Source organism: Micromonospora lutea (assembly GCF_016863535.1).
Lineage (GTDB): Bacteria > Actinomycetota > Actinomycetes > Mycobacteriales > Micromonosporaceae > Micromonospora > Micromonospora lutea.
The window spans coordinates 66,961-87,488 of sequence record NZ_BOPB01000026.1 but is presented as its reverse complement, the minus strand read 5'-3'; the positions used below and the strand labels follow the sequence as shown (position 1 = coordinate 87,488).

The following is a 20,528-nucleotide window of genomic DNA, read 5'->3' as shown; positions in this document are numbered from 1 at the left end:
ACCGGAAAGGACTTGGTGTGAACGACCGGGCCGAGACGTTGGAGTTCCAGGCCGAGGCGCGTCAGCTGCTCCGGCTGATGGTGCACTCGATCTACTCGAACAAGGACGTCTTCCTCCGCGAGTTGATCTCGAACGCCTCGGACGCGCTGGACAAGCTGCGCCTGGCGTCGATGGTCGACAAGGATCTCGCCGTCGACACCGGCGACCTGCACATCGCCGTCGAGGTCGACCGGGACGCCCGCACCCTCACCGTGCGGGACAACGGCATCGGCATGAGCCGCGACGAGGTGGTCTCCGTCATCGGCACGATCGCCAAGTCCGGCACCGCGGAGCTGTTGCGGCAGCTGCGCGAGGCCAAGGACGCCGGCGCGTCCCAGGAGCTGATCGGTCAGTTCGGTGTCGGCTTCTACGCCGCGTTCATGGTCGCCGACCGGGTCGAGCTGGTCACCCGACGAGCCGGCGAGACCGGCGGTACGCGCTGGGAGTCCACCGGCGAGGGCACCTACACCATCACCGAGCTCGACGACGCCCCCCAGGGCACGGCGGTCACCCTGCACCTCAAGCCCGCCGACGCCGAGGACAACCTGCACGACTACACCGCCGAATGGACGATCCGGGAGATCGTCAAGCGCTACTCCGACTTCATCGCCCACCCGATCCGGATGACCGTCGAACGCCCCGGCGTCGACGACGCTCCCGCCACCACCGAGACGGTGACGCTCAACTCGATGAAGGCGCTGTGGGCCCGTCCGCGCGGCGAGGTCGAGCCAGCCGAGTACCACGAGTTCTACAAGCACGTCAGCCACGACTGGGCGGACCCGCTCGACACCATCCACATGCGGGGGGAGGGGACCTTCGAGTACGAGGCGCTGCTGTTCATCCCCAGCCACGCACCGCTGGACCTCTTCTCCCCGCAGGGGCGTCGCGGCGTGCAGCTGTACGTCAAGCGCGTGTTCATCATGGACGACTGCGACGCGCTGATGCCCAACTACCTGCGCTTCATCAAGGGTGTGGTGGACGCCCACGACCTGTCGCTGAACATCTCCCGGGAGATCCTCCAGCAGGACCGGCAGATCCGCGCCGTACGCCGCCGCCTGGTCAAGAAGGTCCTCGCCACGGTCAAGGACCTCAAGACCGACCAGCCGGAGCGGTACCGGACCTTCTGGACCGAGTTCGGGCCGGTGGTCAAGGAAGGGCTGCTCGAGGACACCGACAACAAGGACGCCCTGCTGGAGATCCTGTCGGTCGCCTCGACCAACGACCCGACCGAGCAGACCGACCTCGCCGGCTACGTCGACCGGATGCGCGAGGGCCAGAACGACATCTACTACGCCACCGGCGAGAACCGCGCCACCATCGAGAACTCCCCGCACATGGAGGCGTTCCGCGCCAAGGGTTACGAGGTGCTGCTGCTCACCGACCCGGTCGACGAGGTCTGGGTCGAGCGGGTGGGCAGCTACGCCGGCAAGACGCTGCGCTCGGTCGCCAAGGGGCAGGTCGACCTGGACACCGAGCAGGAGCGCACCGAGGCGGAGGCCGAGCGTGAACGCCAGCGCACCGAGTACGCCGAGCTGCTCGGCTGGATGGGGGAGGTGCTCGCCGACAGCGTCAAGGAGGTCCGGCTGTCGTCGCGGCTGACCACCTCGCCGGCCTGCGTGGTCGGAGACGCGCACGACCTCACCCCGACGCTGGAGAAGATGTACCGGGCGATGGGGCAGGAGGTGCCGAAGGTGAAGCGGATCCTGGAACTCAACCCGACCCACCCGCTCGTCACCGGCCTGCGCAAGGCGCACGAGCAGGGCGACACCGGCGACTCCCTGGCCGAGACCGCGGAGCTGCTCTACGGCACCGCGCTGCTCGCCGAGGGTGGTGACCTGGCCGACCCCTCGCGGTTCGCCCGGATCCTCGCCGACCGCCTCGCTCGCACCCTGTAGCCGCTGCCCTGGTCAGCTCGATCCGGGAGCGAGTGGTCTCAGCGTCGCGACGAGACCATCTCGCTCCCGGATCGAGCAGGATCCCGGGCGGTGTCGACCGTCGGCCCCTGCGGCGTCAGCGCGTGAGGCCGGCCAGGGTGGTCAGGCGGGCCACGCCGGCCGCTGCGGGTCGACCCCGGGCGATCTCGGCGAGGAGCGTACGCGCCGACGACCGCGACCGAACCTCGGCCGGGGCCACGGCGTCGGCGGCGACCAGCATGCGACCGGCACCGGCCAGGTCACCGGCGAGCAGGTACGCCCGCGCGGCGTCCACCAGGTAGGCGCCCCGGTACTCGGCCGGCAGCCGCCGCCATCCGTCCCGCCGGATCACCATCTCGTGCCGACACACCGCCCCGGTGGCGTCGCCCCGCTCGACCGCCACCACCACTCGCGCCAACTCCACGGCGACCGGCCCGAAGCACGTGCGCTGCGCCTCGGCCGTACGCTCGCCGCCCGAGTCGTCACCGGCGCTGTCCGGCAACCCGGCCGCGAGGTCGGCGGCCCGGTCGAGCAACTGTCCCGCCCGTTGAGCCTCGCCGCAGGTCGCGGCGGCAAACGCGGCCTGGAGCAGCAGGGCCCCGCCCACCGCCGATTCTCCCCGGGTCCCACCCGGTGCTCGTCCCTGCGCCCTGGCCAACGGCACCAGCCGTACGGCGGCGTCGAGGGTCGCCGCCAACGCGAGCCGCTCCCGGCCTGCGGCGCGCAACGCCTGCCCGAGCGAAACGGCTGCCGTGCCGGCCAACAGCGCGTCCCCACCCGCCGCCGTCACCGCTCGGTCCGCGGCCAGCCAGGCGAGGTCGGGCGCGTCAAGCTTCACCAGCACCGACGAGGCGATCCGGTACACCTGCACCAACAGGTCAGGCTCGGCGTCAGGAATGCCCTGCGCGGCTGCCAACAGCCCCGGCAGCAGTCGAACCACCTGCGGATATCGGGCATGTTGATAGGTGAGCCAGGCGTGCCCGACCTGCCGGCGTGTCTCAATCGCCGACACCGGACACTGAGCCCGTTGGAACACCCCGTACCGGGCCAACGCCGCCCGCACCCCGTCAAGCCCGTCCGTGGGGACGGCACCGGCCAGCGTCGACGACTGCTCGCCCAGCAGTACTGCCGGATCAATCCGCAGCACGTCGGCGATCTGCTGGATCGTCGGGTACCGGTCAAGCCGGCGGGCACCCCGCTCCACCTTGTCAACCCAGCTCTTCGACTTGCCCAGTCGGTCTGCGAGTGCCTGCTGGGTCATCCGTCGCCGCGTCCGCCACTGCGCCACCCGTCGCCCGATCGGCAGCTCACCGCCGCCGCTCACGCCGCCACCGCCGGTCCGGCACCGCCCGGGTCGTCTCCTCCACCGGAATACGCTCCGTCTCGGCCTGCTCCAGCAGTCGGCGTCGGGCGGCGTCCCGTTCAGCCGCCTCGATGTCTTCGCCCCGGCTCCTCGACGTAGCGTCGCCCTGCGCGCCCATCCCACCTCCACCGATCGTGGCTCCCGAGACCTCCGGTCTCGTCAAGGTCGGAGAAAGCTGCTGCCCTCTCCAAACGGGACGGTAGGGCGATTTGGTGATTAAATGATTACTGGCAGTTATGTGGCGAGGCGGATGCCCATTCGTCCGGCGAGTAGCCGGAGATCGTCTGGAACGGCCCGACGCCTGGCCCGCTGGGCGAGGGAGACCACCGCGTCGCGAGCGAGAGGGTTCAGCGCGAAGGGAATGGGTGCGGCCCGTTCGGCCTGCACGAACGCGCCCAGCGCTTCCGCATCCCGACGGCCGGTGTCGGCAAAGGCACGGCCAAGGTCGAGCCAGTAGGACAACTGTCGGATGGTCGCCGCGAGCACCTGCGGCCGGACCGTACGGGACAACTCGATCACCCTGCCCATTTCGCCCTGCTCCGCCGCAATGGACATCTGCCACAGCCCGACGTTGGTCGGCCCGAACCCGCAGCCGTTGAAGCCACCGCCGTCGGCAGGATCGCCGAGACTGGTCGCCTCACGGGCCGCCTCGGCGAGATGGTCACGAGCGACATCCAGGCGGCCGTCCACGGTCGAGGTCAACGCTGCCGACAGGTGTAGTTGGCCCAGCATCTGACGCACCCGCACATCGCCCGCGTCGGCCTGCAACCCCGTAAGCGACCGGTCAGCGGCCTTGGCCGCGAGCGCCGCCGACTCGATCGGCAGACTCTGCACGTAGGCGAAACGGGCCGCCGCCAGCCAGGCCGAATCCTCGACGCTTTCGGCCGCCGACACCGCTATCCGGGCCGCGTTGAGGGCCAGATGCCGGTACCCGAGATGCCGCAGGCACGTCGACGCCTGGTACGCAGCCTGTGTCAGGGTCGAGCCGCCCACGGCGGCGGCCTCCACCAGCAGGCTGGGAAGGATCCGGGCCATGGCCGGGTAGTTGCAGGTCATCCGGAGCTGGTCGCTGCGCGCGATGTCGCCGGCCAACTGCTCGCGGGCACGACTAGACGGCCGCCGCTCGCCGTCTTCGATCTCGATCAGCGCCGACCAGATAGCTGGCACACACTCCGCCGCGCTCTCCCGGGCGGGGTCGCCGGGCTCGATGCCCTGGCCGAGCAGGTCGGCGACGGTTACCTGGAGCGCGGCGGCGAAAGCGACAAGAGTGGAGCGCCGGTCGATGGTCTTTCGCCCCGACTCGATCTGCGAGACGTACGACTGGCTGACTCCGGCGAGCCCGGCGAGGACGGCTTGCGACATCCCACCCCGACGCATCCGCCAGTAGCGGACCCTCGCTCCTACGGTGTCGGCACTCTTCGCCATGCTGACCGCCTACCTTCCGAGTAGCCGGCTTGGCCAGCGGCACCCGCCAAGCCACACGTTGGACGGTACCCGCTTCGTTGCCCTCAACACGCGTGCCCGGAACGGCCAGAAGTCGCGTATGCCGTGGAACTGGCGGCCATTGGCGACAGCCGAGGACGCGGGTGGTTGTACGTCAGGCGTGAGGCTCCTGGCGGCTGGGTATCTCTCGTCGACATGAGCGCGAGTGTGGTGGTCGACCCGGACCGGTCGTCGGCCCCCGCTGTGACGGTAGGGACCGTCGCGGTGGTGGCCCATCGGAAGAAGAACCTCGGCGGTGGCCTCGACGAGTTGCGCGCGGTGCTGGTCGGCGCGGGCGTCGAGCATCTGCTCTGGTACGAGGTGCCCAAGAGCCGCAAGGCCCCGAAGAAGGTCCGGAAGGCTCTCGACAAGGGGGCCGAGCTGGTCTTCGTCTGGGGCGGTGACGGCATGGTCCAACGCTGCGCCGACACCCTGGCCGGGTCCCGCGTCCCGATGGCGATCCTGCCCGCCGGCACCGCCAACCTGTTCGCCACCAACCTCGGCATCCCCGAGGATTTGCGCGAGGCCGTCCGGATCGGGCTGCATGGACGGCGTCGCCGTCTCGACCTGGGCAAGCTCAACGGTGAGCATTTCGCGGTGATGGCCGGCGCCGGCTTCGACGGCGACCTCATCCGGGAGGCCGACCGGGAGATGAAGGGACGTCTCGGGCGGCTCGCCTACGTGTGGACCGGGATGCGCCACGTGCGTGGCGAACTGACCCGCACCCGCATCACCGTCGATGGTGCCACCTGGTTCGACGGTGAGGCCAGTTGCGTGCTCTTCGGCAACGTGGGCACCATCACCGGCGGCATCCCCGCCTTCGACGACGCCCGCCCCGACAGCGGCGCGCTGGAGATCGGAGTCTCCACCGCCAGCGGCGCCGTCGACTGGGCGCGTACCCTCGGCAAGATGGCCACCGGCCGCTCCGACGATTCGAAGTTCGTGCGGATCACCCGGGGTCGCAAGGTCAAGGTGCGCTTCGCCGAGCCGAAGACGTACGAGCTGGACGGCGGCGCCCGCACCACGGCCCGGAAGCTGAAGGTACGGTCCGTGCCCGCCGCCCTGACCGTCTGCTGCCCGGATCCCGACGCCGAGGAGACGGCCGCTGGGCAGACGGCCGCCGCGTCGCAGTGAGCCGAATCTGAGGTCGCCCGAACGAGCCTGGGACTTCAGCGTGCGGCAAGGGCCGTCAGCCGGGACAACAGCCGCGCTCGGACGTCGAGCTGACCCTCGTCGTCGGTCCGCGACCACGGGCAGGCCACGTCCAACGCCACCACCCGGTCAGTGGCGAACAGCCGCGCGCAGGCGGCCAGTACGGCGTCCGTCGACGGGCCGTTCGGCACCGGGTAGCGCAGACCGGGCACCTCGCCCGAGTCGATGACGTCCACGTCGATGTGCAGGACCAGCGGGCCCGACGGCACGGTGTCCGCAGCGACCTCGGCGACCGGAATCCGGCGCGTCGCGCTGCCGGCCAGATGCTCCGCTTCGGCGGGATCCAGGTCCCGTGCGTCGACCAGCACCGAGCGCTCCGGCAGCACCGGCCGCAACCCGAACACGTCGGCGTACCTGTCCGGATGCGCGCCGTTGAGCAGCCGGAGCGCAAGACCTCCCAGATAGCCCGACGTGCTCGTCTGCAGGGTGTGCACGTCGCCGTGGGCGTCGAACCAGACTACCGCCGGGTCCACCCCTGCTCCCTGCACCCCGGCAACCGTTCCGCCGGCGACCAGACAGTCGCCGGAGAGCACCACCGGTACGCCGCCGGCCGCCACCACCGGCGACACCGCCGCTGCGGTAGCGGCGCACACCCCCGCCACGCCCCGCCAGGTATCCCCGTCGCGCACCTGCGATCGAACCGTGACGTCCGCCGACACCGGGATGTCATCGTCGGGCAGCCGCTCATCGTGGTGGTAGGGCACCAAGATCGTTGTCATGCCTCACCTTATCCACGGTGGAGCCGACCCGGTTCGGAGACCGGTGGCCTGAGTTTCGGTGCTTGCTCCAGTCGCCGGATTGCCCCGGTGGCGACAGAAACGGCGGCGATGTGCCGGTGATCGGGATCGCGGTGCGGTCGTGCTGCTTGTTAGGGTCGTTCCAGGTCATGAGCGCCAGCGCGAAGCCCCGGCTTGCTGGCCGGCAACCCTCCATCTCGTGGGTGGGGTGCCCCGGGTGATGACCTGGCCCGCTGCACGCCGCACCGGGCAAGCCGCGAATGGAGAGATGATGCCATTCCCCATGACACACGCCGTTGGTGTCCTCGACGGCGACCTCGTTCGGCTGGAGCCATTGGAGCACCGGCACGCCGCCGACCTCGCCGCAGCGGCCGAAGAGGACCGACGCTCGTACCGGTTCACGTGGGTGCCCACCGCCGCCGAGGTCGGCGACTACATCGCCGCACAGCTGGCCCGGGCGGCGCAGCGGACGCTGTTGCCGTTTGCGCAGGTGGCAAAGGCCAGCGGACGGGCGGTGGGCGCGACGGCGTACTGGGATCCCCGGTCGCTGCCCGACTGCGCCGCGCCGTACGCGGTGGAGGTGGGTTTCACCTGGCTGGCGGCGTCGGCGCAGCGCACGGGGGTGAACGCGGAGGCTAAGCTGCTGCTGTTCACCCACGCGTTCGAGGTGTGGAAAGTTGACCGGGTCGACCTCAAGACCGACGCCCGCAACACGGTTTCCCGCAACGCGATCGAGCGTACGGGAGCGCGATTCGAAGGCGTTCTGCGATGCTGGTCGCGGTCCTGGGCGCCCGGTGAGTCGGGGCTCCTACGGGACTCTGCGATGTTTTCCGTCATCGCCCAGGAGTGGCCGGCCTGCCGGTCAGCGTTGCAGGCGCGGGTCGGGAGAAACATCCGGCCCGCATCGCACTACCTTGGTTGACGACGCGTCGGGCACGGCGCGAACGATCGGTTCGTCGCGCTCGATCAGGACGAACGCGGTGTCTGCCGCGAGTTCGCCATGACCTTCGACGGTGGACACTGGACGATGAGCCGCTGGCCGAGCCGTCCGTGACTGGGGGTCCGTCACTCGTGCCGGTACGGTGTGCCGGTGGAACCCTTGGCGCGCAACCGCTGCGGAGCCTCAGTCGAGCGGTTGCTCTGTCATCCCAGGCTGCCGTTGATAGCCGGTTGGGACGCCGAGCGTCCCGCGATCCGAATCTGGGAGTACGCAGCCGGGCAGGTGCGCGAGGTCGGCGGCGTCGGTACGGGTTCGGCAGTCTACGACGCTGGCGGCCGTGACCGGTTCGAGCGGACACCTGCTGCCGCCTGGCATCCGAGCGAGCCGCGGTTGGTCATGGCGGATGACACCAGCACGGTCTGCTGGACTCCTGCGGGTGTCGAAGCGATCGATGGCCTCCCGCCGGCCGAGCGCCCGCGCAATGTGGCGTTCAGCCCGGACGGTCAGACGCTCTGGCTGTCGCCCGGCGGCGGCGAGGAGGGCTGGAATTCCTCCATCACTGTCGATCTCGCCTCCGGTGCTACCGGAACCGGTCCGCCTTGGGACACCGGAGTCGCGGCGCACCCGGGCGGCGGCCTCGTCGCCACGCTGCACAGCGATCAGGGTGCCACGCTGGTGCTCTTCTGCCGCGCCGGCGAGCATGTGTTGCGGCCGATGCGACGGGCGTTGATCCTCGACTGCGACGGCTACGAGACGCCGATCTTCAGCCCGGACGGACGACATGTCGCGGTACGGGGCAACGCCTACGACAACTCGGTGAAGGTGTTCGAGTTTCCGTCGCTGCGCCGTGTTCTCGGCCTGACGCTGGGGGAGCCGAATCCGGGTTACCCGTACCCTCAGGAGTGGCTGGACGGGATGCGTGCCTGGTCACGCCAGAACGTCGCGTTCGGCCCGGGTGTGCTCTGGATCGGCACGCCGGAGGGCCGCCTCATCGAGGTGACGATCGATGGGCGGCAGGTGACCGAGCACGAGTTGCTGCCGGGCTCGCCGGTGACCGCGCTGACGGCCGCCGCCACCGGCGAGCTGATCGTCGCCGGCGACGGCACGCTTCTGGTGCTGTCGGACGGACGGACCAGCCCAGCGGCGGCGTCAACTGACGCGGTGACCGAGTTCCTTGCCGGCACCTCCGATGCTTCGGTCATCGACATGGAGCAACTTGACCTCACCGACGGACATCGGACCTGGCGGCCAGGCGACCTGGAGACGGTCACTGACGCGTCAGACGGCGACCCGTCATGGCTGAGGATCGTGGCGGCCATGAACCGGCGCGCCTGACCTCGACGGGAGACGTTGCGCCGACGTTCGCGCTGGAATCGATCCGCGAGTCAGCCGGGACGTCCGGCTGGCACGGGGGAGGGGCACGACGGCGTCCGGGTGCGCTGACCTCGCCAGGTCAGCGCGCAGGCGGCCAGACAGGCGGCGGCGGCGAGGACGAGCGGTGGCCGGGCACCGAGCAGCACGGCGGCGGAGCCGAGCGGGGTGGTCGCCGCGATCGAACCGAACATGACCGTGTTGGCGGTGGCGGCGACCCGGCCGAGCAGCGCGTCGGGGCTGTGTGTCTGCACGGCGGTGACCGCCGCGACGAGCGCCCAGGGCAACCCGAGGCCCGTCACCACCGCCGAGGCGACCACCGCTGGCCACCAGGGCAGGCACCGGCCCAGGCAACTGACCGCGAAGAGTCCGGCCCCGGCCAGTGCCACCGCCGTCGACTCGAAGCGGGTGATCAACCGACCGACCACCAGTCCACCGGCGACCGAGCCGACCCCCTGAGCGCTGAGCAGGACGCCGAGGAACGTCGCCGGCAGGGCGAGTGTGTCGGTGACGACGGCGTAGCCGGCGGCGGTGGTGAAACCGGCCATGCCGATGGCGACGGCGGCGAGCACCACCGGTCGTCGGATCGACGCCGTGCCGAACAGGACGGTCAGCCCGACTCGGACCCGCCGGTCCGGGGACGCGGCCGGAGTCGGCGTCCGGGTCAGGCGTAGCGCCGCATAGCCGGCCGCGGCGATGGCTGGCAGTACGGCGGCGAACAGCGCGACCAGATGACCGCCCTGCCAGGTGTAGAGGCCGGCGCCGACCAGCGGGGCGACGAGCTTGACACCTTCCTGGGCGCTGGAACGCCACCCGTTGACCCGCCCGAGGTACGTCGCCGGCAGGGCAGCCGGCAGCAGGGCGCTCTCGCCCGCGTCGATGAGGACGTAGGCGATGCCGTAGACCGTGGCCACACAGAACAGCAGCCACACCTGGCCGGGGCCACGGACCGCCAGCAGACTGGGCAGGGCGGCGGCGACGGACAGGTGGGCCCCGATGGCGAGCGGATGCCGGGGCAGCCGGTCGACGAGGGCGCCGAGCCACGGGCCGGCGAGGATCGGGGCGTACGTGCAGAGTCCGGCGAGGGCGGCCAGACCAGGGGAGCCGGTCAGGTCGAGGATCCAGATCCCGACCACCAGCGCCATGGTGGTGCTGCCGAGGCCGGACAGCAGGGACACCGCCACGAACAGGATCGCGTTGCGCCGCACGACTCGCCCCTCCAGGTGTCAGGAGTGGCTCCCAGCCTCGTGTCTTGAGTCGCATCCACGCAATAGCCGCGCGCGACGTCAACTTCGTGTTGACAGGCGCTCGGCGAGGTCGCTGGCGACGGCGCGTACCGGGGCCGGCAGGTCGGGATCGCCGATGGGCAGGTCGGCGCAGATCCGGGCGGCGAGGTGGTACAACGCGCCCGGTTCGGCCTCCAGCGCGAGCACCGTGGTGCGGCGGGTCAGCGCGGCTCGGGGAAAGCGGGTGTCCCAGCGGCGGTCGGCGTCGATCCAGCGGCGCAGGTCGGTGACCAGGCCGCGCACTGCCGCCACCTCAACCGGCCAACCTCGGTCGGACATCGCGCGGCGGGCTCGTCGCGCGGCGGCCAGCCGCTGGCGGCGCTGCTCGGCGGCCTGCCGGCTGCCCAGGCCGAGAGCCTCGGCGACCTGGTTCCAGGTCGCACCGGCCTGCCGGGCCCGGTCGATGAGGTCGAGTTCGGTGTCATCAAGCCGTTCCCGGACGCCGGGGACGTCGGCGAGTCGGTGGAGCGAGTCGAGCATTCGTCAACGCTACATTGACAGCGCTGAACCGCTGCTCGGCTCCTCGTGGTCGCCGGCTCAGGCGGCGGACTGGTGGCGGGAGTGCTCCGTCGACCAGGTCGGCCGGGCGTGCGGGGCCGCCCAGGCGTCGTCCTGTGAGGTGGCGGGTGCCGACGCCTCGTCGGCCGCGTCACCCTGGGCGAGGTTCAGGGCCCGCTGGGCCTGCTGCCACGGCTCGCAGGGCCAGTCCTGGCCGGAGCAGAGCAGGTGGACGCAGCCGCCGTCCTCGCTCGGCGCGTGCGCGTCGGCGACGTCCAGGGCGAGCCGCCACAGCAGCGGGTCGGTGACCCCGGCCGGACGGTCGGCTGTCTGATGGTGCCGGTCGGTGGCGTTCTCGGACACGCGTGATCCCCCTCGTAGTCGAGCCTCACGCTCTTGATCTCCAGTCTGCACCCGGGTCAAACCCGGGAACGGGGACCGTCGGCAGAGGTGGGCGCGGTCACCGGGTGCGGGGCCGCCAGTCATTGACAGACAACTATCTGCTGGCGAAGGATGTCGGCATCTCGATCACTCCATCGACCCGGACGCGCAACGCTGCGTGATCGGTGACGCGGGCAGCGTCGCGTGCCGAGGAAAGGGGCGACCGCCTCATGTCCAAGGTCCGTACGGGCTTCCGCTGGCGACCCCAGCTGCCCGCCGCCACCGCCCTGGCCGCCGTGACGGCCGTGTTGCTGCTGGTCGATCCGGCTGCCGCGATCGTGCCGCAGGCCGCCGCCCCGGCCACCGTGCCCGCCGACCTCGGCCGGCTCGCCGACGAGCAGGCCAGCGTGGTCGAGGTGATCCTCGCCGACAGCGCTGAACTGGACGCCCTGGTCGCCACCGGCGTCGACCTCGACCATCACGTCACCCACACCGGGGACGGCATCGTCGTGCACGCCGTGGTGACCGGCAACGAGGTAGCCACGCTGACCCGGGCCGGCTTCACCTTCGGCCGGGTCCTGCACACCCCGGCGGACGCGGCGCAGCGGGTGGCCGAACGGGAAGCCACCATCGCCGCCCACCTGGCCGAGAACCGGGAGTACGCCGCCGCGGCCGACTTCTCCGCCCGGTCCACCGTCTCCGACGTCCGTATCATCAGGGCGGACTACTACACCTCCGGCGACACGCAGGTGCTCTCGGTCGAGGCGAAGTGGGCGCAGGGCCAGACCGACAGCAGCCCGTTGACCGTCGAGCGGGACAGCGGGCCGGGCACCGAGATCGGCTCCGGCGGCACCCAGACGATCTCCCGCTTCGTCGACGCCGGCGTCTACCTCTACCACCGGGGCGCGGCGGAGGTGACCAGCCGGCCGGCGTACGTGCGGATCACCAGCCCGAGCGGCGACGTGGCGGTGGCCAAGGTCAACGAGTGGCTGCCCGTCCCGGACCAGAACCCCGAGGGGCCGGGCTACATGAAGGACTTCGTGGCGAGCTACCTGACCCCGACCGAACTGTACGACCGGATCCGGGCCCTGTCCGCGCAGTACCCGAAGATCTCGGAGATCGTCGAGCTGCCGTACCGGACGAACGGCTACCGGCGCAAGGCACAGGCCGTGCTCGGCACCGCCAACGACAGCCGGATCGGGGTCGACTCGCTGGCCTGGGGACACCATGGCGGCAACGACATCACCGTCGAACTCGCCGATCCCGGCGTCGCCGACGCGCCCCTCACGGTGACCGTCACCGGCACCCAGGTCCACGTCGATCTCGCCACCGACGGCAGCGGCACCGTCACCAGCACCGCCGCGCAGGTCGTCGCCGCGCTCAACGCGCAGGCGGGGACGCTGCTGACGGCGTACACCTATCGGGGTAGCGCCGGCACCGGCACGGTCGCGCCGGTCGCGCGGACCGCGCTCTCCGACGGCCTCGCCGCTCCGGCGTCGGTCTCCCGCGACCCCCACCCGGTGTACGCCATCCGGATCGGCAAGCACCGTGACGGCTCCCGGCTCGGGGTGCTGGCGTACGCCCAGGAACACGCCCGTGAGTGGGTGCCGCCGCTGGTCACCATCGAGACGGCCGAACGGCTGCTGCGCAACTACGCGCATGATCGCCGGACCCGCGACCTGGTCGACAACCTCGACATCTGGATCGCCCCCTCGGTCAACCCGGACGGCGGGCACTACTCGTTTTACGACTTCAACTCGCAGCGCAAGAACATGACCAACCACTGCGCCCCGGCCACCGGCGGCGACTTCCTCGGCCGCAACTCGTGGGGCGTGGACAACAACCGAAACTACAGCGAGTACAGCCTCTTCGACGGCTACGCGGGCGCGTCGACCAGCTGCACCAGCGGCACGTACGCCGGGCCGAGTGAACTTTCCGAGCCGGAGAACCGCAACGTCGACTGGCTGGCCGCTCGGCCGAACGTCAGGTTCTCGATGAACCTGCACTCGTCGGGCAACTACTTCATGTGGTCGCCCGGCGCCTACGCCACCCCCGGGCGGATCTCCGCGCCCCGGCCGACGCTGGCCGAGGAGTCGCTGTTCTGGGGTGCGTCGTCGCGGATCCTGACCGCCATCAAACGACACCGCAACCTGGCGGTCACCCCGGCCCGGACCGGACCGATCGCCGACGTGCTGTACTCGGCGGCCGGCAACTCCGGTGACATGCTCTGGTACAAGTACGGCATCTACGCCTGGAACTTCGAGGTCGGCACCTCCTTCCAGCCGGCCTGGAGCGAGGCGCACGCCGAGACGATGGAGTTCTCCAACGGCCTGGTCGAGCTGCTGCGGGTGGCCCGGGACTTCGACACGGACCGGAAGCGGCCGACCAGTTCGCTGTCGGTGACGGCGAGCGCCACCCCGGGCATGGTGGACGTGACCTTCTCCACGAGCGAACCGGCGGCGGTCTTCTACACCCTCGACCGGAGCCGGCCCACCTACGCCTCCCCGCTCTACGGCTCGGCCGGCATCCGGGAGGGCGGGGAGACGCTGACCGTTCCCGTCGGCACGACCGTGCACTGGTTCTCCGTGGACGCGGCCGGCAACGTGGAGAAGAACTACAAGCCCGACGGCCGGGGCAACAACCACAACAAGCAGAAGGTCACGCTGCCGAAACGCTGATGCGGGCAGCGCCCGCCACGGAGGCGGTCGCCTCGCGCCGACGAACGCCGGTCCACCTGACTGTGTGGGCCGGCGTTCGCCTCGGCGGTCCGGCCATGTCGTGGGTGCCGGTGGCTTGACCTTGACAGAGTGACAAGGTCTTCACTGGTGCCCGAGGAGGTGGTCGCGATGAACACGCCAGAGCAGGCCACGGAGACGGCGCGGATCCACCGCGGGCTGGAGCACGACAACGCGTCGGTGCGGCTGCGGGCCGCGCTGGCCGCCGGCACCACACCGGCTCCCCGATTCGTCGACCTGCTCGTCGGACGCTGCGCCGTCGAGCCCGATTTCTCCGTACGCGAGATGCTCACCTGGGCCCTGACCCGGCACCCGGCCGCACTGACCGTGCCCCGCCTGGTCGACGAACTGCGCTGCGAGCGCGCCCAGGCACGAAGTCAGGCGCTGCACACCCTGTCGAAGATCGCCGACCGGCGGGCGTGGCCGGCGATCACCCGGACGCTGCTGACCGACGCCGACGACGAGGTGGCCCGCAGCGCCTGGCGAGCGGCGGTGGTCCTGGTCCCCGAAGGTGAGCAGCCGGCACTGGCCGAGGTGCTGGCGACCCAGCTCGGGCGCGGCGCGCGCGACGTTCAGCTGAGTCTCAGCCGGGCGCTGATCGCCCTCGGTGAGGTGATCACGCCGGTGCTGCGGGCCGCGGTCCGCGATTCCGACCCGGTCGTGCGCCAGCACGCCGCCGCCACGGAGCGTCTGCTGCGCGACCCGGACGCCGCCTTCGAGTACGCGATCGAGGAGGCGAAGCGGGTGGTGGCTCTCGGGGGCGACCGGCAGGATGGGTGACCGGCGGTGCTGATCGGTGAGGTGGCCCGACGCTCGGGCGTGAGCGCCCGAATGCTCAGGCACTACGAATCGCTGGGCCTGGTGGAGCCGACCGGACGCACCGGCGCCGGCTACCGGGAGTACTCCCACGCCGACATCCGGCGGATCTTCCTCGTCGAGAGCCTGCGGTCGTTGGGGCTGACGTTGCGGGAGGTCAGGCGGGCGCTCGACGATCCCGGCTTCACTCCCGCGCAACTCGTCGACGACCTGATCGAGCGGACCCGGCAGCGCATCGCGGTGGAGACGGAGTTGCTCACGCGGCTGCGTCGGATCAGCGCCACGCAACCCGCCGACTGGACTGAGGTCCTCCAGATCGTCGCCCTGCTCCAGGCACTCGGATCAGAGCAGGCCGGCCGGCGTCAGCGCGCCGCGCTCTCCTCGGCCCGGGAGGCGCCGGTGGAAGCGCTGGTCGAGGCGGTGTTGAGCGAGGCGGATCCGAATGTCGCCGGCGCCCTGCGCTGGGCGTTGGCGCATTCGGTCGACGGCGCGCCGACGCTGCTGGCCTCGGGCCTCGACTCGCCCGTGGCCGAGGTGCGCGAACGCGCCGTCCGGGCCATCGCCGAGATCCCGGACGCCGACGCGACGGCGGTGTTGCGCGACGCCCTCAGCAACACCGATCGGGTCGTGCGCAGGTGTGCGGCGGTCGCGCTCGGGACGCGTGGTGTGGTCGAGGCGATCCCGACGCTCGTCGAGCTGGTCGTGGAGGAGACGCACGAGGCCGACGCGGCCGACGCGCTGACCGCGTTGGCCGTCGAGCCCGCGTTGGCGGATCAGATCGCCACCCGTCTCGTCGCGCAGCTGACCGGCGGCGAGGTCGAGCCGGCCGCCCGCCGCCGGCTGACGCAGGCGCTCGCCGACATCCCGGGGACCACGGCCACCCGGGCGCTGACCGAGCTGTCCCGGGACGCCGATCGTGCCGTGGCCCTCACCGCGACATATATCCTCACGCTGCGCGACCGGCGGTCGACGGAGTCGTAGTGCCCTGAGTGGCGCACCGGCGGAGCACGCCGACGGCCATCATGGGACGGTGCGGATCCTCTCCATCCAGTCCTCGGTCGCCTACGGTCACGTCGGCAACTCGGCGGCGGTGTTTCCCCTGCAACGGCTCGGCCACGAGGTCTGGCCGGTGCTGACGGTGCACTTCTCCAACCACACCGGGTACGGCGCGTGGCGGGGTCCGCTGCTGGCACCCTCGGACGTCGCCGAGGTGATCGCCGGCATCGCCGACCGTGGTGTGCTCGGCGACGCCGACGCGGTGCTCTCCGGCTACCAGGGGGACCCGGAGATGGGCGCGGTGATCCTCGACGCGGTGACCCTGGTGAAGACCGCCAACCCGGACGCCCTTTACTGCTGCGACCCGGTGATGGGCGATGTCGGCCGGGGCATGTTCGTGCGGCCCGGCATCCCGGAGTACCTGCGCGACGTGGTGGTGCCCCGTGCCGACATCGTCACCCCCAACCAGTTCGAGCTGGATTTCCTCGCCGGCCGACCGACGAACTCGATCGACGAGCTGCTGTCGGCCGTCGACGCGGTACGCGCCACCGGACCTCGGCACATGCTGGTGACCAGTGTGTTGCACGGCGACCTGCCGCCCGGCCTACTGGAGGTGGTGGCCGTCTCGGACGCCGGCGCCTGGGCGGTGACCACCCCGCTGCTGCCGATCAACCCCAACGGTGGTGGCGACGTCACCGCCGCCCTGTACCTGGCGCACCTGGCCACCACCGGGTCACCCGCCACGGCGCTGGAACGCACCACCGCCTCGATCTTCGCGGTGCTGGAGGCCACCCTGGCCGCCGGCACCCGGGAACTCCAGCTGGTCGCCGCCCAGGCCGCGATCGCCGACCCACCGAGGCGTTTCCCCGCCCGCCGCCTGCGATAGACCGGCCCGCGCGCGAGCCGACGGGTACCCCGATCTCGGTGGTCCTGCTGTGCGGTGGCCGGCGGCGGGCGTCACGTGAGCAGGCGACGGCGGTAGCCCTCGGCCACCGCCGAGGCTCGATCACGAGCGCCGAGTTTGTCGTAGATGTGTTGCAGATGGGTCTTGATGCTCGCTTCGCCGATGAACAACGCCGCAGCGGCCTCTCGATTCGAACTGCCGTTGGCCACCAGTTGCAGCACCTCCTTCTCGCGATCGGTCAGTGTGCCGGCGTTGGGCTTCCGAACCTGCCCCATGAGGTGCTGCGTCACCGACGGGGCGAGCACCGACTCTCCACGCGCGGCGGCACGGACCGCTCGCATCAGTTCCTCCGGCAGCGCATCCTTCAGCAGATAACCGATCGCACCCGCTTCGATCGCCGGCAGGACGTCGCTCTCGCTGTCGAAGGTGGTCAGGATGAGCACCCGGGCACCGGGGGCCTGCTCGCGCAGGGTCGCGGTCGCGGCGACGCCGTCCATCCCCGGCATCCGAAGGTCCATGAGAACGACGTCCGCTGCCAGTGCCTTCGCACGCTCGACGCCCTCCGCGCCGTCACGGGCCTCGCCGACCACGACGATGTCCTCGGCGTCCGCGAAGGTGTCGCGAAGGCCGCCCCGCACGATCGGATGGTCGTCGACGATCAATAGCCGGATCATCGGTCGGGCTGCTCCTTCGCTGTCGTACCCCCGGGGGCGATCGCCGGAACGCGCGCACTGACGGATGTCCCTTCACCCGGTGCGCTCTGTACCTCCACGTGACCGCCGACGCCTCTGATGCGCTGGCGCATGCTCGTCAGGCCGAAGCCGGTGCCGACCCCTTCCACGAACCCGCGTCCATCATCCCGCACGTCCAACAGCACCTCGGTGCCTGTGTACGACAGCGTCACACCGACGCGTGAGGCCTCCGCGTGCTTCGCCACGTTGGTCAGCGATTCCTGCGCGACCCGGAAGAGCGACACCTCGATCGCCGGGCTCAGTGGTTCTCGGGTGCCGGTGACCTCCAACTGCGCTGTTATCCCTTCCTCCTGCGACCATCGCTCGGTCAGCGCGCGAAGCGCGTCGGGCAGGTGCGCTCTGGCGAGTTCCTGGGGAGCGAGCGCCCGCACGGACCGCCTGGCCTCGGTCAGGCTGCTGCGCGCGAGCCGAAGAGCACGCACGACGTGCTCTTCCGTCTCGCCCCGCATTCTCGCGGCACGCTCCGCAACCTGGAGCTGCGTGATGATGCCGGCGAGACCCTGGGCCAGCGTGTCGTGGATTTCGCGGGCCAGTCGCTGTCGCTCATCCTGGGCCCCGGATTCCCGGGCCTGGGCGACCAGTTGCGCATGGAGCCCGGCGTTCTCGTGCAGGGCCGCCTCAAGTCGCTCGACGAGTTCCTCCCGTTTGCGTTCCTCTGGTTCGCTGCGCGCCGTCAGCAGGATGCCCACCCCGATCGCCGCGGTCTGCACGGCGACGATCAGGACGAACTCCGCGAGCAGGTCCGGGGTCCGGTTGGCCCACACGTGCATCGCCGAGCCGTTGAGGGCCACGGAGGTGGCCAGGACGCCGAGCACCCCCACCGGCCACGGCCTGAGCAGGTACGCGTGGAAGAAGCCCGCAATGGTGAAGACGAGGAAGATATCGGAGTAGGTCATGAGGGCGACGCACAGTGCCAGCAGTCCAACGAAGTAGATGGTCATCGGCACGGGCCGAAGCGTTCGCCTCTTGATGGGCAGCGTGTGCCCGAACAGCATCCACAGCACCGAGACCGCGACCAGCCCGAGGACGCGTGCGCCCTCGGGCCAGAAGGGTTCGCCGGAGGCCGGAAGCACCCACGAGAAGTAGATGGTCGTCGAGATCGTCAGTAGCAGCCACGGCGTGAACAGCTGCAGCAGGTCCCAGACCCGCAGTTGCTCTGCTTTCCAGGCCAACCGGGAGCGATTCGCGATCTCTGCTTGTTCCGCGATGGCGGACTCGTGGGTACTGGAGCTCGGACGCTCACCGGCCCCGGCGTCTCGCATCATCGTCGTCTACTCCCAGCGGAAGAGCTTCGCGGCGATCCCGCTCGCGATCACGGCGATACCGGCCGTCACCGCAATCTGCAGCCAGAACGGCTGCCCACCGGCGGTGGCGGTGATCTCGCCTGCCTCTGCCGACCATGCCGTGGTGAGAGCCTGCAGCCCGGGCGGTATGAGTTCGCCGATCTCGCGCAGCACGTCGGGCATGAGGACACGGGGTAGGAAGGCCCCGCCGAAGAACATCAGCGCAACGAACAGGAGGGTACCGATCTGGTTTGCGGCGCTGCTCGTGCGGACCACCGCCGCGGAGATCATGCCGATCCCGAGCAGTGCCGCGTAGCCGACGATGAAGGCGACGACGAACTCCAGGGGCTGCGCGGGCGGCGCGATGTCCAACACCGCCCACGCGACGAAGATCATGAGTGCCGCGGAGCCGATCACGGAGGCGAACGCGACGATCATCTGCGCGAACAGGACCCCCCGCGGATGCGCAGGAGTGGTCGACAGCCTGCGCAGGATGCCGCGCTCGCGATACGTCGCGACCACCCCCGGGACGTGCTGCACGGCGATCATCACCATCCCGAACACCAGTGCGGTCGGGGCCCAGATGTCGATGGGCCGGAGTCCGCCGGTTTCCGGCGACGCCTCGCGCAGCGCCGGGATGGCACCCAGCCCGAGCAGGAGTGCCGGTGGGAACAGCACACCGAAGATGACGGTGGCGGAGTCCCGAAGGAAGAGCCTCGTCTCGATCTTGACCATGTTCGTGAGAGCAGACATGGGTCAGCCTTCCTGAAGGGGTTCTGGAGACTCCGGGGCGCGGCCCGTGAAGGCCACGAACGCGTCGTCGAGATTGCGCTGCTCGACGCGGAGATCCTCCGCCACGACCTGCGCTCGGGCGAGAGCCCCTGCGACGCTGCTCAGAAGCTGTCCTCGGCCGGTGACCAGCCAGCGATCCCCGGTGATCTCGACACCGGTCACGTCGGGAAGCTCCGCCAGGACACTCTTGTCCAGCGGCTGCCCCACGCGGAACCGGACCTGCTGCACCACACTCGAACGTGCGATCAGCCCTGCCGGCGTATCCAAAGCGGCGACCCGACCACCGTCGATGACGGCGATCCGGTCACTGAGGCGCTCCGCTTCATCCATGAAGTGCGTGACAAGAAGGATCGTGACGCCCGTGTCACGAACCTGCTCGATGAGGCTCCAGGTGTCGCGCCTCGCCTGCGGGTCCAGCCCTGTCGTGAGCTCGTCGAGAATCGCGACCTTCGGATTGCCGACCAGAGCGAGCGCGATCGACAGCCGCTGCTTCTGTCCGCCTGAGAGAGCCTTATACCGCGTGTTGCGCTTCCCGGTCAAACCAAGGAGCTCCATGAGCTCGCGCCAATCGACCGGGTTCCGGTAGAAGGAGCTGTAGAGCTCCAGGGCTTCGGCGACCTTGATCGCGTCTGGGAAGCTGCTCTCCTGCAGTTGAACGCCGAGTCGCTCACGCACCTGTGCCCGGTCCTTGATCGGGTCGAGTCCCAGCACGGAGATCGAGCCCGAGTCGGGCGTTCGCAGGCCGGCGACGCTCTCGACGGTTGTCGTCTTGCCGGCGCCGTTGGGTCCGATGATGCCGAAGATCTCCCCCTCCTCGACGGTGAAGGAGACGTCGTCAACGGCCACGTGCGACCCGTAGCGCTTATGGAGGTTTCGTACTTCCAATGCGATCACACTGCGAAGTTATGGCGTACCGCATCCTGCCACGTCGACCGTCGTGTCTGAGCCTGGGTTGATTCGCGCCTCCACCGTTCGGTGGATCTGTGCACACCGTTCGGAGCACCCGTGCGCCACGAGCACGCCGACAC

The 20,528-nt window shown here is 70.4% G+C and carries 19 protein-coding genes and 1 riboswitch; of the genes, 8 read left to right on the top strand and 11 right to left on the bottom strand.

Going from position 1 to position 20,528, the window contains the following annotated elements; genetic code table 11:
• Positions 1–17 precede the first annotated feature (17 nt).
• Positions 18–1,934 carry a molecular chaperone HtpG gene (gene htpG, locus Vlu01_RS21330; RefSeq protein ID WP_204002381.1) on the top strand — a complete coding sequence of 639 codons (1,917 nt, stop codon included), beginning with the start codon at positions 18–20 and terminating at the stop codon, positions 1,932–1,934.
• A 115-nt stretch (positions 1,935–2,049) separates the two neighbouring features.
• Here the strand turns inward: htpG and Vlu01_RS21325 are convergent, their stop codons facing one another.
• The 3 genes from Vlu01_RS21325 to Vlu01_RS21315 form a co-directional block, all read right to left on the bottom strand.
• Positions 2,050–3,276, bottom strand: a complete 1,227-nt coding sequence (locus Vlu01_RS21325) for a helix-turn-helix domain-containing protein (RefSeq protein ID WP_204002378.1) — start codon at positions 3,274–3,276, stop codon at positions 2,050–2,052.
• The gene (locus tag Vlu01_RS21320) at positions 3,260–3,433 is read right to left on the bottom strand and encodes a hypothetical protein (RefSeq protein WP_204002376.1); all 174 of its coding nucleotides are present in this window, start codon (positions 3,431–3,433) and stop codon (positions 3,260–3,262) included. The genes Vlu01_RS21325 and Vlu01_RS21320 overlap by 17 nt, the downstream gene beginning before the upstream one ends.
• A gap of 116 nt (positions 3,434–3,549) precedes the next feature.
• Positions 3,550–4,740 carry a helix-turn-helix domain-containing protein gene (locus Vlu01_RS21315; protein WP_204002374.1) on the bottom strand — a complete coding sequence of 397 codons (1,191 nt, stop codon included), beginning with the start codon at positions 4,738–4,740 and terminating at the stop codon, positions 3,550–3,552.
• A gap of 213 nt (positions 4,741–4,953) precedes the next feature.
• Here Vlu01_RS21315 and Vlu01_RS21310 point away from each other — a divergent pair, with 213 nt between their 5' ends.
• The gene (locus tag Vlu01_RS21310) at positions 4,954–5,931 is read left to right on the top strand and encodes a diacylglycerol/lipid kinase family protein (protein ID WP_204002372.1); all 978 of its coding nucleotides are present in this window, start codon (positions 4,954–4,956) and stop codon (positions 5,929–5,931) included.
• A gap of 35 nt (positions 5,932–5,966) precedes the next feature.
• On the opposite strand, the gene Vlu01_RS21305 is transcribed toward Vlu01_RS21310, so the two are convergent.
• Positions 5,967–6,728 (bottom strand): arginase family protein, encoded by a 762-nt coding sequence (locus tag Vlu01_RS21305; RefSeq protein ID WP_204002370.1) that lies wholly within the window; start codon positions 6,726–6,728, stop codon positions 5,967–5,969.
• A 163-nt stretch (positions 6,729–6,891) separates the two neighbouring features.
• A riboswitch (SAM riboswitch) is annotated at positions 6,892–7,008 on the top strand.
• Between the two features lie 21 nt (positions 7,009–7,029).
• On the opposite strand from Vlu01_RS21305, the gene Vlu01_RS21300 reads away from it, so the two are divergent.
• Both Vlu01_RS21300 and Vlu01_RS21295 read left to right on the top strand, forming a co-directional pair.
• Positions 7,030–7,668 (top strand): GNAT family N-acetyltransferase, encoded by a 639-nt coding sequence (locus tag Vlu01_RS21300; protein WP_204002367.1) that lies wholly within the window; start codon positions 7,030–7,032, stop codon positions 7,666–7,668.
• A gap of 168 nt (positions 7,669–7,836) precedes the next feature.
• Entirely contained in the window at positions 7,837–9,021 is a 1,185-nt protein-coding gene (locus Vlu01_RS21295; RefSeq protein ID WP_204002365.1) for a WD40 repeat domain-containing protein, read from the top strand.
• Between the two features lie 50 nt (positions 9,022–9,071).
• Here Vlu01_RS21295 and Vlu01_RS21290 read toward each other — a convergent pair whose 3' ends face one another.
• From Vlu01_RS21290 to Vlu01_RS21280, 3 genes are all read right to left on the bottom strand, one after another.
• Positions 9,072–10,265 carry an MFS transporter gene (locus tag Vlu01_RS21290; RefSeq protein WP_204002362.1) on the bottom strand — a complete coding sequence of 398 codons (1,194 nt, stop codon included), beginning with the start codon at positions 10,263–10,265 and terminating at the stop codon, positions 9,072–9,074.
• 78 nt (positions 10,266–10,343) lie between these two features.
• On the bottom strand, positions 10,344–10,823 hold the full coding sequence (locus Vlu01_RS21285) for a hypothetical protein (protein WP_204002361.1): 480 nt from the start codon (positions 10,821–10,823) through the stop codon (positions 10,344–10,346).
• A gap of 57 nt (positions 10,824–10,880) precedes the next feature.
• Positions 10,881–11,204: a hypothetical protein gene (locus Vlu01_RS21280; RefSeq protein ID WP_204002360.1), complete on the bottom strand. Its 324-nt coding sequence runs from the start codon at positions 11,202–11,204 to the stop codon at positions 10,881–10,883.
• 248 nt (positions 11,205–11,452) lie between these two features.
• On the opposite strand from Vlu01_RS21280, the gene Vlu01_RS21275 reads away from it, so the two are divergent.
• The 4 genes from Vlu01_RS21275 (at position 11,453) to pdxY (ending at position 16,655) form a co-directional block, all read left to right on the top strand.
• The gene (locus Vlu01_RS21275; RefSeq protein ID WP_239096034.1) at positions 11,453–13,900 is read left to right on the top strand and encodes a M14 family metallopeptidase; all 2,448 of its coding nucleotides are present in this window, start codon (positions 11,453–11,455) and stop codon (positions 13,898–13,900) included.
• Between the two features lie 168 nt (positions 13,901–14,068).
• Complete coding sequence (locus tag Vlu01_RS21270; protein WP_204002359.1) at positions 14,069–14,737, top strand: HEAT repeat domain-containing protein; 669 nt, start codon at positions 14,069–14,071, stop codon at positions 14,735–14,737.
• Between the two features lie 6 nt (positions 14,738–14,743).
• A complete protein-coding gene (locus tag Vlu01_RS21265; RefSeq protein ID WP_204002358.1) occupies positions 14,744–15,754 on the top strand; it encodes a MerR family transcriptional regulator in 1,011 nt (336 codons plus the stop codon).
• Positions 15,755–15,803: 49 nt separating this feature from the next.
• Positions 15,804–16,655, top strand: a complete 852-nt coding sequence (gene pdxY, locus Vlu01_RS21260) for a pyridoxal kinase PdxY (protein WP_204002357.1) — start codon at positions 15,804–15,806, stop codon at positions 16,653–16,655.
• Between the two features lie 71 nt (positions 16,656–16,726).
• Here the strand turns inward: pdxY and Vlu01_RS21255 are convergent, their stop codons facing one another.
• The 4 genes from Vlu01_RS21255 to Vlu01_RS21240 are packed head-to-tail and all read right to left on the bottom strand — an operon-like array spanning position 16,727 to position 20,394.
• Positions 16,727–17,347, bottom strand: coding sequence for a response regulator (locus Vlu01_RS21255; protein ID WP_204002356.1), 621 nt, complete (start codon positions 17,345–17,347; stop codon positions 16,727–16,729).
• The gene (locus Vlu01_RS21250) at positions 17,344–18,690 is read right to left on the bottom strand and encodes a sensor histidine kinase (RefSeq protein WP_204002353.1); all 1,347 of its coding nucleotides are present in this window, start codon (positions 18,688–18,690) and stop codon (positions 17,344–17,346) included. Before Vlu01_RS21250 ends, Vlu01_RS21255 begins: the two co-directional genes overlap by 4 nt.
• A 6-nt stretch (positions 18,691–18,696) precedes the next feature.
• The gene (locus Vlu01_RS21245; protein WP_204002351.1) at positions 18,697–19,443 is read right to left on the bottom strand and encodes an ABC transporter permease; all 747 of its coding nucleotides are present in this window, start codon (positions 19,441–19,443) and stop codon (positions 18,697–18,699) included.
• Between the two features lie 21 nt (positions 19,444–19,464).
• Positions 19,465–20,394 carry an ABC transporter ATP-binding protein gene (locus Vlu01_RS21240; protein WP_204002349.1) on the bottom strand — a complete coding sequence of 310 codons (930 nt, stop codon included), beginning with the start codon at positions 20,392–20,394 and terminating at the stop codon, positions 19,465–19,467.
• Between the last annotated feature and the right edge of the window lie 134 nt (positions 20,395–20,528).